This is a genomic window from Edaphovirga cremea (assembly GCF_003332275.1).
In the GTDB taxonomy this organism is placed as follows: Bacteria; Pseudomonadota; Gammaproteobacteria; order Enterobacterales; family Enterobacteriaceae; genus Edaphovirga; species Edaphovirga cremea.
Genome location: NZ_QOVA01000006.1, coordinates 37,844 through 53,789, shown reverse-complemented (window position 1 = coordinate 53,789; position 15,946 = coordinate 37,844). Strand labels below are relative to the sequence as shown.

At 48.8% G+C, this 15,946-nt stretch carries 10 protein-coding genes; 6 read left to right on the top strand and 4 right to left on the bottom strand.

Going from position 1 to position 15,946, the window contains the following annotated elements; genetic code table 11:
- Window positions 1–100 precede the first annotated feature (100 nt).
- The 6 genes from DRI82_RS10425 (at window position 101) to tcyN (ending at window position 4,988) form a co-directional block, all read left to right on the top strand.
- Window positions 101–823 (top strand): RNA polymerase sigma factor FliA, encoded by a 723-nt coding sequence (locus DRI82_RS10425; protein ID WP_114193440.1) that lies wholly within the window; start codon window positions 101–103, stop codon window positions 821–823.
- A gap of 130 nt (window positions 824–953) precedes the next feature.
- Entirely contained in the window at window positions 954–1,460 is a 507-nt protein-coding gene (fliZ, locus tag DRI82_RS10420; protein WP_114193439.1) for a flagella biosynthesis regulatory protein FliZ, read from the top strand.
- A 161-nt stretch (window positions 1,461–1,621) separates the two neighbouring features.
- On the top strand, window positions 1,622–2,632 hold the full coding sequence (locus DRI82_RS10415; RefSeq protein WP_114193438.1) for a D-cysteine desulfhydrase: 1,011 nt from the start codon (window positions 1,622–1,624) through the stop codon (window positions 2,630–2,632).
- Between the two features lie 119 nt (window positions 2,633–2,751).
- Complete coding sequence (tcyJ, locus tag DRI82_RS10410) at window positions 2,752–3,552, top strand: cystine ABC transporter substrate-binding protein (protein WP_114193437.1); 801 nt, start codon at window positions 2,752–2,754, stop codon at window positions 3,550–3,552.
- A 17-nt stretch (window positions 3,553–3,569) separates the two neighbouring features.
- Window positions 3,570–4,232 carry a cystine ABC transporter permease gene (tcyL, locus tag DRI82_RS10405; RefSeq protein ID WP_114193436.1) on the top strand — a complete coding sequence of 221 codons (663 nt, stop codon included), beginning with the start codon at window positions 3,570–3,572 and terminating at the stop codon, window positions 4,230–4,232.
- Between the two features lie 3 nt (window positions 4,233–4,235).
- Window positions 4,236–4,988 carry an L-cystine ABC transporter ATP-binding protein TcyN gene (gene tcyN / locus DRI82_RS10400; protein ID WP_114193435.1) on the top strand — a complete coding sequence of 251 codons (753 nt, stop codon included), beginning with the start codon at window positions 4,236–4,238 and terminating at the stop codon, window positions 4,986–4,988.
- Between the two features lie 70 nt (window positions 4,989–5,058).
- Here tcyN and DRI82_RS10395 read toward each other — a convergent pair whose 3' ends face one another.
- The 4 genes from DRI82_RS10395 to putA all read right to left on the bottom strand — a co-directional run bounded on the left by DRI82_RS10395 (window position 5,059) and on the right by putA (window position 15,416).
- On the bottom strand, window positions 5,059–7,038 hold the full coding sequence (locus DRI82_RS10395) for a hypothetical protein (RefSeq protein ID WP_157968049.1): 1,980 nt from the start codon (window positions 7,036–7,038) through the stop codon (window positions 5,059–5,061).
- 96 nt (window positions 7,039–7,134) lie between these two features.
- A complete protein-coding gene (locus DRI82_RS10390) occupies window positions 7,135–9,114 on the bottom strand; it encodes a hypothetical protein (RefSeq protein WP_114193433.1) in 1,980 nt (659 codons plus the stop codon).
- Between the two features lie 98 nt (window positions 9,115–9,212).
- Window positions 9,213–11,192 carry a hypothetical protein gene (locus tag DRI82_RS10385; protein WP_114193432.1) on the bottom strand — a complete coding sequence of 660 codons (1,980 nt, stop codon included), beginning with the start codon at window positions 11,190–11,192 and terminating at the stop codon, window positions 9,213–9,215.
- A 252-nt stretch (window positions 11,193–11,444) separates the two neighbouring features.
- Window positions 11,445–15,416: a trifunctional transcriptional regulator/proline dehydrogenase/L-glutamate gamma-semialdehyde dehydrogenase gene (gene putA, locus DRI82_RS10380; RefSeq protein WP_114193431.1), complete on the bottom strand. Its 3,972-nt coding sequence runs from the start codon at window positions 15,414–15,416 to the stop codon at window positions 11,445–11,447.
- Window positions 15,417–15,946: the final 530 nt, after the last annotated feature.

Here is a 15,946-nt window from a genome sequence, read left to right as displayed (position 1 = left end):
GGTGGGGTAAATAAGGGCTGTTTTGCACCACTGTTCTACCGATTGCCACCTCAGCGCCCGGCCATAATAGTGCAGACTCTCAAACTGCCAGGTTCAAACTGTGAGTGATCTGTATACCGCCGAAGGCGTAATCGACAAGAATTCCCTGTGGCAACGCTATGTCCCGCTGGTGCGCCATGAAGCTCTGCGCCTGCAGGTCAGGCTCCCGGCCAGTGTGGAACTCGATGATCTGCTACAGGCGGGGGGCATTGGCTTACTGAATGCGGTTGAGCGCTACGATGCGTTGCAAGGGACGGCATTTACCACCTATGCCGTGCAGCGTATTCGCGGGGCGATGCTCGATGAGTTGCGCAGCCGGGATTGGGCACCGCGCAGTGTCCGGCGCAATGCGCGGGAAGTGTCCTACGCCATGCAGCAGACTGAACAGCAGTTGGGACGTCCACCCAGCGAAACCGAAATTGCCCAAACGTTGGCCATCCCGCTGGAAGAGTATCGGCAGATCCTGCTGGATACCAACAATAGCCAACTGTTCTCCTACGACGAATGGCGAGAGGAGCATGGCGACAGCGCGGAAGCGCTGATGGAAGGGCATGAAGAGAGTAATCCATTGCATCATTTGCTGGCAGGTAACTTGCGCCAGAGAGTGATGGACGCCATTGATGCGCTGCCAGAGCGCGAAAAAATGGTATTGACGCTGTACTACCAGGAAGAGCTGAACCTGAAGGAGATCGGGGCGGTACTCAACGTCGGGGAATCCCGCGTGAGCCAACTGCATAGTCAGGCCATCAAGCGCTTACGGGCCAAACTAAATAACGATCATTAAGAGCCCGTCTGATGAGGCTGTGTCCAGCCGCGCATGAATCAGTCAGGTTTTCGAGTCAGTCTGCGTAGCCAGACGCTCATATTCCCCCAGCGTTCCGCCTTGTTTAATTCTAATTTGCGGATCTTTTATCATGCCAGGATTAAGTATGAAAAAGCGGCCTCTGAGCCGTTATCTCAAAGACTACAAACACAGCCAGACCCACTGTTCCCAATGTGCCAAAGAACTTGATCGCATGGCATTGGTATTTCGTGGACAGATCATCAATAAAGAGGCCATTGCGAAAATGGATCAGCTTATTGACGATCAGGTATGGATGAAGTTGCAGAGTGAATTATTGGCTTTGTGCCGTTTTTGCAGCGAAATTTCGTGTAATAGCCATTCCGAATATTTTGATATACAGGCGTTTAAGCAGTATCTGTTTGAACAGACAGAGATGAGCCACAGCACCGTGCGCGAATATGTGGTCCGTCTGCGCAGACTGGACGAAATGTTGGCCGCCTGCAATTATCCCCATGAAAAGATTGAGGGTAATAACATCCATGACCAAATCATTAACGATTTGCCAACGGCTGCGCATAATAACTATCGCATCGCCTTGCGCAAATATGACCAATATTTAGCCTGGCAAAAAAACTGATATTACGTTTTACCCCACCGATTGCGTCTCCCTCGGGTTTTCGAGGGAGATAACTTCATCTGAAAATGCATCAAATATTCTTCTGGCTGATGATTATTTTCATCATATCTGCTAAATCTATAAATATACCCGTCATAATTTCAAATCCCTGAGGATGTCCGGTGAGCAGGCAATACGACTATTTACAGCAGCAACTGGCGCGCCACGATCGTTTGGATCTGGTGGGAACCACGACACCCCTTGAACATCTTTCCCGGCTTTCTGACTACCTTGGTCGCGATATCTACATCAAACGTGACGATCTCACCCCGATGGCGATGGGCGGAAATAAACTGCGGAAACTGGAATTTCTTGCTGCCGATGCCTTGCGTCAGGGAGCGGATACGCTGGTGACCGCAGGGGCAATTCAGTCAAATCATGTGCGTCAGACTGCCGCTGTGGCAGCGAAACTGGGCTTGCATTGCGTGGCGTTGTTGGAAAATCCTATTGGCACTCGACAGGAAAACTATCTCACCAATGGCAATCGCCTGCTGCTGGATCTGTTTAATGTGGAAGTGGTGATGTGTGATGCGTTGCACGATCCCATTACGCAGTTGAACGAACAGGCTGAACGTCTCGAAGCTCAGGGATTTCGCCCTTACGTTGTACCCGTTGGCGGATCGAATTCTCTGGGTGCGTTGGGCTATGTGCAATGCGCGCTGGAAATTGCGCAACAAAGTGACGCAGGTAAAGTGGACTTCAGTTCTGTTGTTGTGGCGTCTGGCAGTGCGGGCACACATGCGGGTTTGGCCGTTGGGTTGCAACAACTCTTGCCTGATACTTTATTGATTGGTGTGACCGTATCGAGAAAAATAGCCGATCAATTGCCGAAAGTAGCAGCACTTCAGCAGCAACTTGCGCGAGACCTTAATTTGACGGACTCCCCGCAGGCCATCACGCTGTGGGACGACTATTTTGCGCCGGAGTACGGTATGCCGAACGAAGAAGGGATGGCAGCCATTCATCTTCTGGCATCGCGGGAGTCTATCTTGCTCGATCCGGTTTATACCGGTAAAGCCATGGCCGGATTACTGGATGGGATAGAACGCGATCGGTTCCCGGATAAAGGCCCGATACTGTTTATTCACACCGGCGGCGCACCCGCTTTATTTGCCTATCATCCTCACGTATAACGGTTTGATGGTTGTTATTCTTTTTGGGTCTATAGTTATTGATTTATATTCCTTTATGATGTTTTTTTGAGCTGTTAACGTACTGATATCACAAGATTAATCAAACTTCTGGAGTGTCTATGAGTTTCTCATTGGTTCGTCGCCGCCTATTAATGGGGGTAATGGCTGTTGCGCTGGTCGCTGGTGCTACAACGCCTTCTTTTGCTACAGAGAATCTGTTGGCTAAAGTCAAAGAACGCGGAACCCTGATTGTAGGATTGGAAGGAACCTATCCACCCTTCAGTTTCCAGGGTGAAGACGGCAAGTTGACGGGGTTCGAAGTTGAATTTGCAGATTCATTGGCCCAACACATGGGCGTAAAAGCCAAACTGACCCCAACCAAATGGGACGGGATGTTGGCGTCGCTGGAATCCAAACGCATTGATGTGGCGATCAATCAGGTGACCATCTCTGATGAACGCAAAAAGAAATATGACTTCTCTACGCCGTATACCATCTCCGGTATTCAGGTTCTGACAAAAAAAGGCAATGAGTCACAATTCACCAAGCCAGACGATCTGAAAGGTAAAAAAGTCGGTGTTGGTCTGGGAAGCAACTACGAACAGTGGCTGCGCGAAAATCAGCCGGGCGTGGATATCCGTACCTATGATGATGACCCAACCAAATATCAGGATCTGCGCGTAGGCCGTATCGACGCTATTTTGGTTGACCGTCTGGCGGCGTTGGATCTGGTCAAGAAAACAGGTGATACCCTGGCCGTTGCGGGTGATGCCTTTGCTCGTCAGGAATCGGGTGTCGCATTACGTAAAGATAATCCTGAACTGCTGGCTGCTATTAATCAGGCGATCGCAGAAATGCAAAAAGACGGTTCTCTGGCCAAAATCTCTGAAAAATGGTTTGGCACTGACGTCAGCAAATAACGCAAAGGCAGTTCTTAATGCAAGAAAGTATTCAACTGGTGCTGGATTCAGCACCATTTTTATTGAAAGGGGCGCTGTTCACTCTCCAGTTAAGTCTGGGAGGAATGGCATTTGGTTTATTGCTTGGTTTTATGCTGGCGCTGATGCGCCTTTCGCGTTTTTGGCCGCTCTCGTGGCTTTCCCGTTTTTATGTCTCTATTTTTCGTGGAACGCCGCTCATTGCCCAACTTTTCATGATTTATTACGGCTTACCGCAATTTGGCATTGAACTCGATCCTATTCCTGCGGCCATGATTGGTCTGTCATTAAATACGGCAGCCTATACGTCCGAAACATTACGCGCGGCAATATCATCGATTGAAAAAGGGCAATGGGAAGCGGCGGCCAGTATTGGCATGACGCCATGGCAGACCATGCGGCGCGTAATCCTGCCACAGGCCGCACGTACCGCATTACCGCCATTGGGTAACAGTTTTATTGGATTGGTAAAAGACACCTCGCTGGCCGCCACGATTCAGGTTCCCGAACTGTTCCGTCAGGCGCAACTGGTGACGTCGCGTACATTGGAAGTCTTCACCATGTATCTGGCCGCCTCTCTGATCTATTGGGTGATGGCGACACTGTTGTCTGCTTTGCAAAATCGGCTGGAAGCCCATGTCAATCGACAGGATCAGGAGTAACGAATGAGTGCCATTGAAGTCAAAAAGCTGGTCAAAAAATTCAAGGGGCAGACCGTTCTCCATGGTATCGATCTGGAGGTCAACTCCGGGGAAGTGGTGGCGATCATCGGGCCAAGTGGTTCAGGTAAAACGACCCTGCTGCGCAGTATCAATCTGCTGGAAGAGCCAGATTCTGGCACGATCAGCGTGGGAAATATTGTCATTGATGGCAGCAAGTCGATCAATAGCCAGAAAAACAGTGTGCGGGCTTTACGCCAACAAGTCGGTTTCGTCTTTCAGAGCTTTAACTTATTCCCCCACAGGTCAGTGCTGGAGAATATAATTGAAGGGCCGGTCATCGTGAAAGGTGAAAAGCGCAGCGAGGCGATCGCCCGCGCCCGTGAGTTGCTGACCAAAGTGGGATTGAGTGGCAAAGAAGATGCTTATCCGCGCCGTCTTTCCGGCGGACAGCAGCAACGTGTGGCGATTGCCCGGGCGTTGGCGATGCGCCCCGAAGTGATTTTGTTTGATGAGCCGACCTCAGCCCTCGACCCGGAGTTGGTTGGCGAAGTGTTGAGCACCATCCGTGCGCTGGCGGAAGAGCGCCGCACGATGGTGATCGTCACCCACGAGATGAGTTTTGCCCGTGACGTGGCAGATCGGGCGATTTTTATGGATCATGGGCGTATTGTCGAACAGGGGCCAGCAAAAGATCTGTTCTCCAATCCACAGCACTCACGCACCCAGCAATTCCTGGAAAAATTCCTCACTCATTGATTTTAATTTATAAAACGAAAGAGGGCACGTTTGTGTGCCCTCTGAATATCAATCTTTATGTGGAAATACGCTATAAATCGTCAGTGAATTTAAGTTTATGTTCAAAACCTTGCTGAGTTTTAACCACGGCTGATGCGGTGGTCTCCGCCACTGTCTGGACTCTTTTTATCCCTATCGATTTACAATAATCCAGAAATATCCGCGTTGCCTGACTACCCGCACCGCGCATCGAGATGGTTGTATAAGGAGTTACCACATTTTGTGGTGCACTCACGATGGCGTGAAGATAGGCAATTTGTTGTTGGGGATCGACTCTGCCCATTAATATCGCTTCGGGTGCTCCTTCGTAAAAAACTTCCACCAAAACCACCCCTGCATTGGCATAAGGCAATGCAATTTGCATATCGTGTGACAATGATGCACCGACACTGGCAAGGCTGTAAGTGGAGGAAGGGTTGGATGCATTGGCCGGTGGTGTACTGCTGCTATCAAAATAGTTACCGTAGGTTGTCTCCCAGGATCGTAGCGTTTGTGTGACATTGAGCGCATGCAACTGGATTTCAAGTGGGGTTGTTGCGATGCTATAAATATAATCCGTTGACGCGGGTTCCCAGGCTGCACCATTCCATTTTCTTGGATTTGCCGGGGTCCCGCCGACATAGTTCGCCATATTAAGTTCGTACTTCCCAATGTTTGCGGTGGTTGACGCTGGCCCCACTACGCCCGCGCTTGAAGTGGAAGGAAAAGAGTCGGGAACAATTTCTTGGTCAAGTGAACTACTGTTGGCAATGCGGTAGGACGTATTGGCTACATGCAGGGCATTGAGGGTGCGCGCTGATTCTCCTGCTTGCTGGGCTTTCTTAATCAAGGCAATAAATGCCTGTTCCATTACCGGATCGCTCACGGCATAGCCGGTCGAATTCGTCGTAATGATATTATTTATGATGGTGTTGAAATGGTCACCGTCCAGAAAAGACTCCCCAAATAGCACAATATACAAATTGATAATTTCTGATGTGTCATAAATACAGTCATTTTCCGTACCGGGTGAACGAATTCTTCTTGGTGAAAGGATGTCATCAATGCTAACGCCACATATTCCACTGGCGGCAATAATGGCCAATGGATTTTCTTGTTTTAGGCTAATAATTCTTTCCAACACTAACGTTGCAGGAATATTTTCTGGCGACGCTGATAGTTTGATTCCCTGGCTGAATTTCCCCGCGACATGAAGCAGGGATTTATTATTGCCATCCCATTGCGCTATACGCTGAACCAATTGTGGCTCGGTACAATTACTGTTCAGAAAATAGTTTATAACAGCAAGCAAGGGGGTGTTCCAGCAACTGGTGGAACGGTTGGGTCTCGGTATCTCAGGTGCGGCAGCAATCGCCGTTGCTGTTAAGTATATAGAAGAGGATTCTGGTTGTTCTTTCCGTACTTCGGCAATTAAATTTTGGTCATCAACGGGAACTGCGAATTGAAGAATTGTCGTTGCTGCGACTAATTGCTTACTGCGATCAGTTTCGATAACCTGAAACAAAACATTACCATTTGCATGCTCTTCAAAGGCCAGCGTGAAGTTTGTGGTTGTATCTTCCAGGGCGGTAGATAATACACTAATTCCTGAATAGATTTGTCCTTCCATGCCCATGACAGTTATTCTATTTGGGTAGGAAAAAGCAATTTTGATATATAACCCATAAGAGAAGGAAAAAAAATTACCTTCTGTTCGTTCGAATGTAAAATGGAAGGTTTTATTCGTATACGTCGCGGGAAGTTGTGTATCTGTCAATGCCCGACTGAAGGTTGTGCCTAAATTCCATGTTCGTGATGATGTTATCGTGCAATTGGAAACACAACGATTCATGGCGATGAGATTAGCCATAAAGTTGTTAAGATTCTCATTGGTACTCTCGCTGGATGAAATATTGCTTGGAGTATTGGTTCCCCTCACGAACTCTTTTGGTTTGGCTGATGCCTGGTTAAACAGACCAGACAAGAGGATCATTGCAAAAACAATCGCTTTCCTCACGTTAAGGTTTTTCATTTTATCTCCATAACCTATTTTATTGATTCTATTTGGCATAATTAAAGAGGGCACGTTTGTGTGCCCTCTGAATATCAATCTTTATGTGAGAATATGCTATAAATCGTCAGTGAATTTAAGTTTATGTTCAAAACCTTGCTGAGTTTTAACCACGGCTGATGCGGTGGTCTCCGCCACTGTCTGGACTCTTTTTATCCCTATCGATTTACAATAATCCAGGAATATCCGCGTTGCCTGACTGCCTGCACCGCGCATGGAGATGGTTGTATAAGGGGTTAATACATTTTGCGGTGCACTCACGATGGCGTAAAGATAGGCAATTTGTTGTTGGGGATCGACTCTGCCCATTAATATCGCTTCGGGTGCTCCTTCGTAAAAAACTTCCACCAAAACCACCCCTGCATTGGCATAAGGCAATGCAATTTGCATATCGTGTGACAATGATGCACCGACACTGGCAAGGCTGTAAGTGGAGGAAGGGTTGGATGCATTGGCCGGTGGTGTACTGCTGCTATCAAAATAGTTACCGTAGGTTGTCTCCCAGGATTGTAGCGTTCGCGTGACATTGATAGCATGCAGCTGGATTTCGAGTGGGTTTGTTGCGATCCTATAAATATAATCCGTTGATGCGGGTTCCCAGGCTGCACCATTCCATTTTCTTGGATTTGCCGGGGCCCCGCCGACATAGTTCGCCATATTAAGTTCGTACTTCCCAATATTTGCGGTGGTTGACGCTGGCCCCACTACGCCCGCGCTTGAAGTGGAAGGAAAAGAGTCGGGAACAATTTCCTGGTCAAGTGAACTACTGTTGGCAATGCGGTAGGACGCATTGGCTACATGCAAGGCGTTGAGGGTGCGCGCTGATTGCCCTGCTTGCTGGGCTTTCTTAATCAAGGCAATAAATGCCTGTTCCATTACCGGATCGCTCACGGCATAGCCGGTCGAATTCGTCGTAATGATATTATTTATGATGGTATTGAAATGGTCACCGTCCAGAAAAGACTCCCCAAATAGCGCAATATACAAATTGATAATTTCTGTTGTGTCATAAATACAGTCATTTTCCGTACCGGGTGAACGAACTCTTCTTGGTGAAAGGATGCTGTCGATGCTAACGCCACATATTCCACTGGCGGCAATAATGGCTAATGGATTTTTTTGTTTTATGGTAATAATTCTCTCCAACACTAATGTTGCAGGAATATTTTCTGGTGACGTTGTTAATTTAATTCCCTGATTGAATTTTCCCGCGACATGAAGCAGGGATTTATTATTGCCATCCCATTGCGCTATACGCTGAACCAATTGTGGTTCGGTACAATTACTGTTCAAAAAACAATTTATAACAGCAAGCAGGGGGGTGCTCCAGCAACTGGTGGAACGGTTGGGTCTCGGTATCGTAGGTGCGGCAGCAATCGCCATTGCTGTTAAGTAGACCGGAGAGGCATCTGGCAGTTCTTTCCGTACTTCGGCAATTAAGTTTTGGTCATCAATGGGAACGGAGAATTGAAGAATTGTTGTTGCTGCGACTAATTGCTTACTACTGTCAGTTTCGATAATCTGAAACAAAACATTACCATTCCCATGCTCCTCAAAAGCCAGCGTGAAGTGTGTGGTGGCATTCTCCAGGTCGGTAGATAATATACTGACATCTGAGTATAGTGGCCCTTCCATACCCATGACAGTTATTCTATTTGGATAGCTAAAAACAACTTTAATATATAGCCCATAAGAGAAGGAAAAAAAATTACCTTCTGTTCGTTCAAATGTAAAATGGAAGGTTTTATTCTTATACACTGCGGGTAACTGTGTATCTGCCAGTACTCGGTCGAAAGTGGCACCTAAATTCCATGTTCGTAATGACGTTATCGTGCAATTGGAAACACAACGATTCATGGCGATGAGATTAGCCATAAAGTTGTTAAGTTGCTCATTGGTACTCTCGCTGGATGAAATATTGCTGGGCGAGTTGGTTTCCCTCACGAACTCTTTTGGTTTGGCTGATGCCTGGTTAAACAGACCAGACAAGAGGATCATTGCAAAAAAAATCGCTTTCCTCACGTTAATGTTTTTCATTTTCTCTCCATAACTTATTTAATTGATTCTATTTGGCATAAGGGCAGAGGGTACATTTGTGTACCCTCTGAATACCCATTTTTTCTGCGGAAATACGACTATAAGTCGTCAGTGAATTTAAATTTGTGTTCAAAACCTTGCTGGGTTTTAACCACGGCTGATGCGGTGGTCTCCGCCACTGTCTGGACAGTTTTTATCCCTAGCGATTTACAATAATCCAGGAATATCCGCGTTGCCTGACTGCCCGCACCGCGCATCGAAATGGTTGTATAAGGGGTCATCACATTTTGTGGTGCACTCACGATGGCGTTAAGATAGGCAATTTGTTGTTGGGGATCGACTCTGCCCATTAATATCGCCTCGGGTGCTCCTTCGTAAAAAACTTCCACCAAAACCATCCCTGTATTGGCTTGAGGCAATGCAATTCGCATATCGCGTGATAAAGATGCACCGACACTGGCAAGGCTGTAAGTGGAGGCAGGGTTGGACGCATTGGCCGGTGGTGTACTGCTGCTATCAAAATAGTTACCGTAGGTCGTCTCCCAGGATTGTAGCGTTTGTGTGACATTCAGAGCATGCAGTTGGATTTCAAGTGGGGTTGTTGCGATACTATAAATATAATTCGTTGATGCGGGTTGCCAGGCTGCACCATTCCATTTTCTTGGATTTGCCGGGGCCCTGCTGACATAGTTCGCCATATTAAGTTCATACTTCCCAATATTCGCAACGGTTGACGCTGGCCCTACTGCGCCCGCGCTTGAGGTAGAAGGAAAAGAATCGGGAACAATTTCCTGGTCAAGTGAACTACCGTTGGCAGTGCGATAGGCCCTATTGGTTAAATGCAGCGCATTCAGGGTGCGTGCTGATTGTCCTTCCTGTTGCGTTTTCTTGATCAAGTCAATAAATACCTGTTCCATTATCGGATCGCTCACGGCATAGCCGGTCGAGTTCGTTGTAATGATATTATTTATGATGGTGTTGAAATGGTCACCGTCCAGAAAAGACTCCCCAAATAATGCAATATACAAACTGATAATTTCTGTTGTGTCATAAATACAGTTATTTACATCACCGGGTGAACGTACTCTTCTTGGTGAAAGAATTTCATCGACGGTAACGTGACATACTCCGCTGGCAGCAATAATGGCCAATGGATTTTTTTGTTTTACGGCAATAATTCTTTCCAACACTAACGTTGCAGGATTATCTTCTGACGGCGCTGTGAGTTTAATGCCCTGGTTGAATTTTCCCGCGACATGCAGCAGGGATTTATTATTACCATCCCATTGCGCTATATGCTGAACCAGTTGTGGCTCGGTACAATTACTGTTCAGGAAATAGTTTATAACAGCAAGCAGGGGGGTGTTCCAGCAACTCGTTGAACGGCTGGGTCTCGATATCTCAGGGGCGGCAGCAATCGCCATTGCTGACAAGTAGACAGGAGAGGCATCTGGTATTTCTTTCTGTACGTAGGCAATTAAACTTTGATCATCAATAGGCGCTGAGAATTGAACAATTGTCGTCGCTGCGACTAATTGTTTGGCACTGTCAGTTTCAATAATCTGAAACAAAGTATTACCATCTTCATGCTCCTCAAAGGCAATCGTGTACTCTGTGGTTTCGTCCTCCAGGTCGAGATAAAATACGCTGATGCCTGATTCTATGCCTCCTTCCAGACCCAGAACGGTGATTGTATTAGGAGCGGTGACGGCAACTTTAAGATAAAGACCATAAGAGAGAGAGAAATAACTATTTGGTACTCGTTTGAAAGTAAAATGGAAGGTTTTATTCTTATATGTTGCGGGTAGTTGTGTATCTGCAAGTGCCCGGCTGAAGGTTGTGCCTAAATTCCATGTTCGTGATGAAGTTATCGTGCAATTGAAAATACAACGATTCATGGCGATGAGATTAGCAATAAAATTGTTAAGATGCTCATTGGTACTCTCAGTGGATAAAATGTTGCTGGGCAGGGGGGTTCCCCGGGTGAACTCTTTTGGCTTGGCTGATGCCTGGTTAAACAGACCAAACAAGAGGATCATTGCGAAAACAATCGCTTTCCTCACGTCAATTATTTTCATTTTTTCTCCATAACCTAATAGGTTTAATACTACAGATGTATTCAAATTGTGATTTGAACAGTTGTCTTGGATTATTTTGATGATGATTTTATTTGCGCATAAATAATGCACAGCTATCCTAGCAGGAGATAAAAGACAATCTATTGGTAATAAAAGGCGATTCGGGATTCAATAATTAAATGAGGGGATGTAATCAGTGGGGCGGAATATATTGAGGAGGCGCATTGCCTCCTCTGGTGAATTATTATAGGTTCAACCGATCGTCATCAAACTGGCGTTCCCACCCGCCGCTGCGGTATTTATGCTGAGCGAACGCTCAAGCAGCAGGCGTTCCAACGCAATAGCCGTTTCTCCGCGGGTGAATCCCTGCACAGAAACTATCGCACCATTACGCTGGGCGATATGTTCACACAGTTCACGCAACTGATCGGAATCACCGTGATAAATCACGGCATCAAACTCAGTCGTTTCAGCACGCCAATCACGGGTAAAATCAATTTGCGTTTGAACGACTGCGGGTAAACGGCGGTGCAGGGCACGATGAGTTTCGGTTTCAGGCCACAAGACCCGGCTACCCACGGCGCTGACGGCTGCCAATTGAACCAGGATATCCTGTTCATTATCCGCCAGGCAAAGCACTCTTTCGCGAGGCAGCAGCGTATAGCAATTGCGCTCCCCGGTAGGGCCCGGCAACAGACGCAATGTTCCACCCTGCGCCCATTCAACAAAGTGTGGGTTTAATGTCGCAAGTACCGTCATTTTTTGCTCGGTTGCCCACTGCTGTAATGCCTGATTGGCGGCGATCAGCGGGAGTCGCGCCTGGGAATCCAGGGGTTGCTCCTGGTCCTGACGGGTCAGTGTTTTTAATACGGCATCATCAGGACGGGTCGCCAGCAAACGGTAAAGATACAGCGGTCCACCGGCTTTCGGGCCGGTACCGGAGAGACCTTCGCCACCGAAAGGTTGTACCCCAACAACCGCGCCAACCATATTACGGTTAACGTATAAATTACCCACTTTTGCCCGCGCAGTGACACGACCGATCGTCTCATCAATTCGGGTGTGGATACCCAGTGTAAGGCCATAACCCGCAGCATTAATGTGCTCGATCAAGGCATCCAGATTCTGGCGTTGATAGCGCACTACGTGCAGAACCGGACCGAAAATCTCTTTTTGCAACTCATCAACGCTGTCGAGTTCAATCAGGGTCGGCTTGATAAACGTGCCTTTGATCCACTCTTGTTCATCCTGAGGATGATTTTTTGCTGCCTGAAAGACTTTGTGTCCCTTGGCCCGCAGGGTTGTAATGTGCTGTTCGATACCCGCTTTGGCGTCACTGTCGATAACCGGGCCGATATCTGTTGAGAGGCGTTCCGGATTACCCATCCGGCATTCGGCCATGGCGCCGCGCAGCATTTGCAGCGTATGTTCAGCGACATCTTCCTGAATGCACAAGAGTCGCAGGGCAGAGCAGCGTTGGCCGGCACTGTCAAATGCCGAGGCAACAACGTCAGTCACGACTTGTTCGGTTAACGCCGAAGAGTCGACGATCATGGCATTGAGGCCGCCAGTCTCAGCGATCAGTGGCGTAGGACGTCCCTGTGGATCAAGGCGTCCGGCAATCGTGCGCTGGAGAATCCCCGCCACGGCGGTTGAGCCCGTAAACATCACGCCCCGTACGCGGGGATCATTGACCAGTTTTGCCCCAACCGTTTCACCTGCACCCGGCAATAATTGGAGCACGCCAGGTGGTACACCTGCTTCAAGCAGGATGCGTACAGCTTGCGCCGCGATTAACGGGGTTTGCTCCGCCGGTTTGGCAAGCACGCTGTTACCGGCGGCCAATGCTGCTGCAATTTGGCCGGTGAAGATAGCCAGCGGGAAATTCCAGGGGCTGATACAGACCACCGGGCCCAGCGGGCGATGCGTGTCATTGGCAAAATCTTCGCGGATTTGGCCGGCGTAATAGTGTAGGAAGTCGACAGCTTCCCGGACTTCGGCAATCGCATTATTGAAGGTTTTGCCTGCTTCCCGAACCAGAATCCCCAGCAGACTTTGCAACTGGCTTTCCATCAACTCCGCTGCGCGCTGCAAAATGGCCGCCCGTTCTTCTGGAGGCGTGGCGAACCAGATTGAACCGGCGTTGATAGAGGCACTCAGTGCCCGGTCAATTTCAGCGTCAGTGGCCTGACGTACATAGCCCACTACATCACCCGGCTCTGCCGGATTGATTACGGGCTGCCGTTCGCCATCGTCGGTGTCGGCATCAATGATGGGTTCAGCCTGCCATGCGTGCGCCGCCCCGCCAAGAAGGGCGCTGGAAAGCGAGGCCAACCGCTGTTCGTTTGAAAGATCCAATCCACTGGAGTTACTGCGTTTTTCACCGTACAGATCGCGCGGTAGCGCAATGCGTGGATGCGGCAACCCAAGCGCACCTTCCTGTGCGGCTAAACGTTCAACCGCACTGACCGGATCGGCAACCAATTCATCCAGCGGCAGGGTTGCATCAGCAATACGGTTAACAAAGGACGTATTGGCGCCATTCTCAAGCAAGCGGCGTACCAGATAGGCCAGCAGCGTTTCGTGCGTCCCCACTGGCGCATAAATCCGGCAAGGGCGGTTTAGTTTGCCGTCGGCGACTTTGCCGACAACCTGATCGTAAAGGGGTTCACCCATACCGTGCAGGCACTGGAATTCATATTGTCCCGGATAGTAGTTATTGCCCGCCAGATGATAAATAGCCGCCAACGTATGTGCGTTGTGTGTCGCAAATTGCGGATAGATCAGATTGGGTACAGTGAGCAATTTACGTGCGCAGGCGAGATAAGAGACGTCGGTATACACTTTGCGCGTGTACACCGGATAACCCTCAAGTCCGTCCACTTGCGCGCGTTTGATTTCGCTGTCCCAATAAGCGCCTTTGACCAGACGAATCATCAATCGGCGGCGGCTACGCTGGGCGAGTTCGATCAAGGAATCAATGACAAACGGGCAACGCTTTTGGTAGGCCTGAATAACGAAACCGATGCCATTCCACCCCGCCAGTTGCGGTTCGAAGCACAGTTTTTCCAGCAGATCGAGGGAGATCTCCAGACGATCGGCCTCTTCGGCATCAATATTAATCCCGATATCATATTTGCGTGCCAGCAACGTCAATGACAGCAAACGCGGGTAGAGCTCGTGCATCACGCGTTCGTACTGCGCCCGGCTGTAACGCGGATGCAAGGCGGATAATTTGATGGAAATTCCGGGGCCTTCGTAGATTCCACGGCCATTCGAGGCTTTGCCAATCGCGTTAATCGCCTGTTGATAGGAGAGCAGGTAAGCCTGGGCATCCGCTTCGGTCAGGGCGGCTTCGCCGAGCATATCGTAAGAGTAGCGGAACCCTTTCTCTTCCAGTTTTCGGGCGTTGGCCAGTGCTTCAGAGATGGTTTCTCCGGTCACAAACTGTTCACCCATCAGGCGCATGGCCATATCGACGCCTTTACGGATCAGCGGTTCCCCGCTCTTGCCGATGATACGGTTCAGGGAATGCGACAGATTGGCTTCGTTGTGGGTGGCGACCAGCCGACCGGTAAACAGCAAACCCCAGGTCGCAGCGTTTACAAACAGGGAAGGGCTGCGGCCGAGATGGGAATGCCAGTTGCCGTTGCTGATTTTGTCGCGGATGAGTGCGTCGCGCGTTGCTTTGTCTGGAATGCGCAACAGGGCTTCAGCCAGACACATTAGCGCCACGCCTTCCTGTGATGATAAAGAGAACTCTTGCAGCAACCCCTGAACCATCCCGGCGCGACCGCTGGCACTCTTTTGGTTGCGCAACTTTTCAGCAATGCCATACGCCAATTTATGGGTGGCTTCGGCGAGCGGCGCGGGTAAGCGGGCTTGTTCCAGCAACATGGGAACGGCGTCTGTCTCGGGTCGCCGATAGGCAGCGGTAATGGCCGCCCGATTTACCGATTGCGGCAAAATCTGTTCGGCAAAATCGAGAAACGGCTGGTGTACCTCGATGACGGCGGGCGGTACTATTTCGTCGGTATCTGCTATCAGGCTAGTGCCCTGGCCGGGGATTTCCGGCAGCTCATCACCGTTTTCCAACCTTTCAAGATAATTGAAAATGGCCTGCTTGATTAACCAGTGTGGCGTGCGATCAATGTTATGCGCTGCGCTTTTGATTCGATCACGCGTTGCTTCATCAAGCTTCACGCCCATCGTGGTAGTGCCCATGCCGTCAGACTCCTGTTGTAATAGAAATAGGCTACTCATTTCGCCACTATGTAACATGTTGCAACTTTGTGCAACCTTGTTAAAAAATGCCGATTTCAGGTCGTGATCAAACTCAGGTTTTTTAACAATTTGCGCAAAATCAAGTCTGAAATTCCTCCTGTTTATGTCGAGGATGCCCGTAGTTTTATTACATCAATAAGTGATTTGCATCACGCTAGTCCCTTGCTTATGAAGGGTTTTCCAATGGAGATCACAGTAGGGGGGTTTTTGTACCAAGTGCAACCAGAAAAGGAAGGTGCAAGTACAACCTTTGCAAGGTGTAAATGTGATGGAGCGTGAATTTTGTGTAGCTTGTTTGTTAAAACCATTGACCTGCCCGGTGCGCTAAATCAGTATCCCGTCGTCGTTATAATAATTTTTTCAATATGAAATGAATAAATTGGCCTGATTAATGCCCCGTTCCGGCATTTGGCAAAGTGAAAACAGCGCTTCTGACGCATCGTGATTCTTCCCTCAGAAGGCGATAAAAA

Bases quoted from the DNA above. Each gene is read 5' to 3' on its own strand.
- fliZ (WP_114193439.1), top strand. From the start codon at position 954: ATGCCAGGATTAAGTATGAAAAAGCGGCCTCTGAGCCGTTATCTCAAA.
- tcyJ (WP_114193437.1), top strand. From the start codon at position 2,752: ATGAGTTTCTCATTGGTTCGTCGCCGCCTATTAATGGGGGTAATGGCT.
- tcyL (WP_114193436.1), top strand. From the start codon at position 3,570: ATGCAAGAAAGTATTCAACTGGTGCTGGATTCAGCACCATTTTTATTG.
- tcyN (WP_114193435.1), top strand. From the start codon at position 4,236: ATGAGTGCCATTGAAGTCAAAAAGCTGGTCAAAAAATTCAAGGGGCAG.
- DRI82_RS10395 (WP_157968049.1), bottom strand. From the start codon at position 7,038: ATGAAAAACCTTAACGTGAGGAAAGCGATTGTTTTTGCAATGATCCTC.
- DRI82_RS10390 (WP_114193433.1), bottom strand. From the start codon at position 9,114: ATGAAAAACATTAACGTGAGGAAAGCGATTTTTTTTGCAATGATCCTC.
- DRI82_RS10385 (WP_114193432.1), bottom strand. From the start codon at position 11,192: ATGAAAATAATTGACGTGAGGAAAGCGATTGTTTTCGCAATGATCCTC.
- putA (WP_114193431.1), bottom strand. From the start codon at position 15,416: ATGGGCACTACCACGATGGGCGTGAAGCTTGATGAAGCAACGCGTGAT.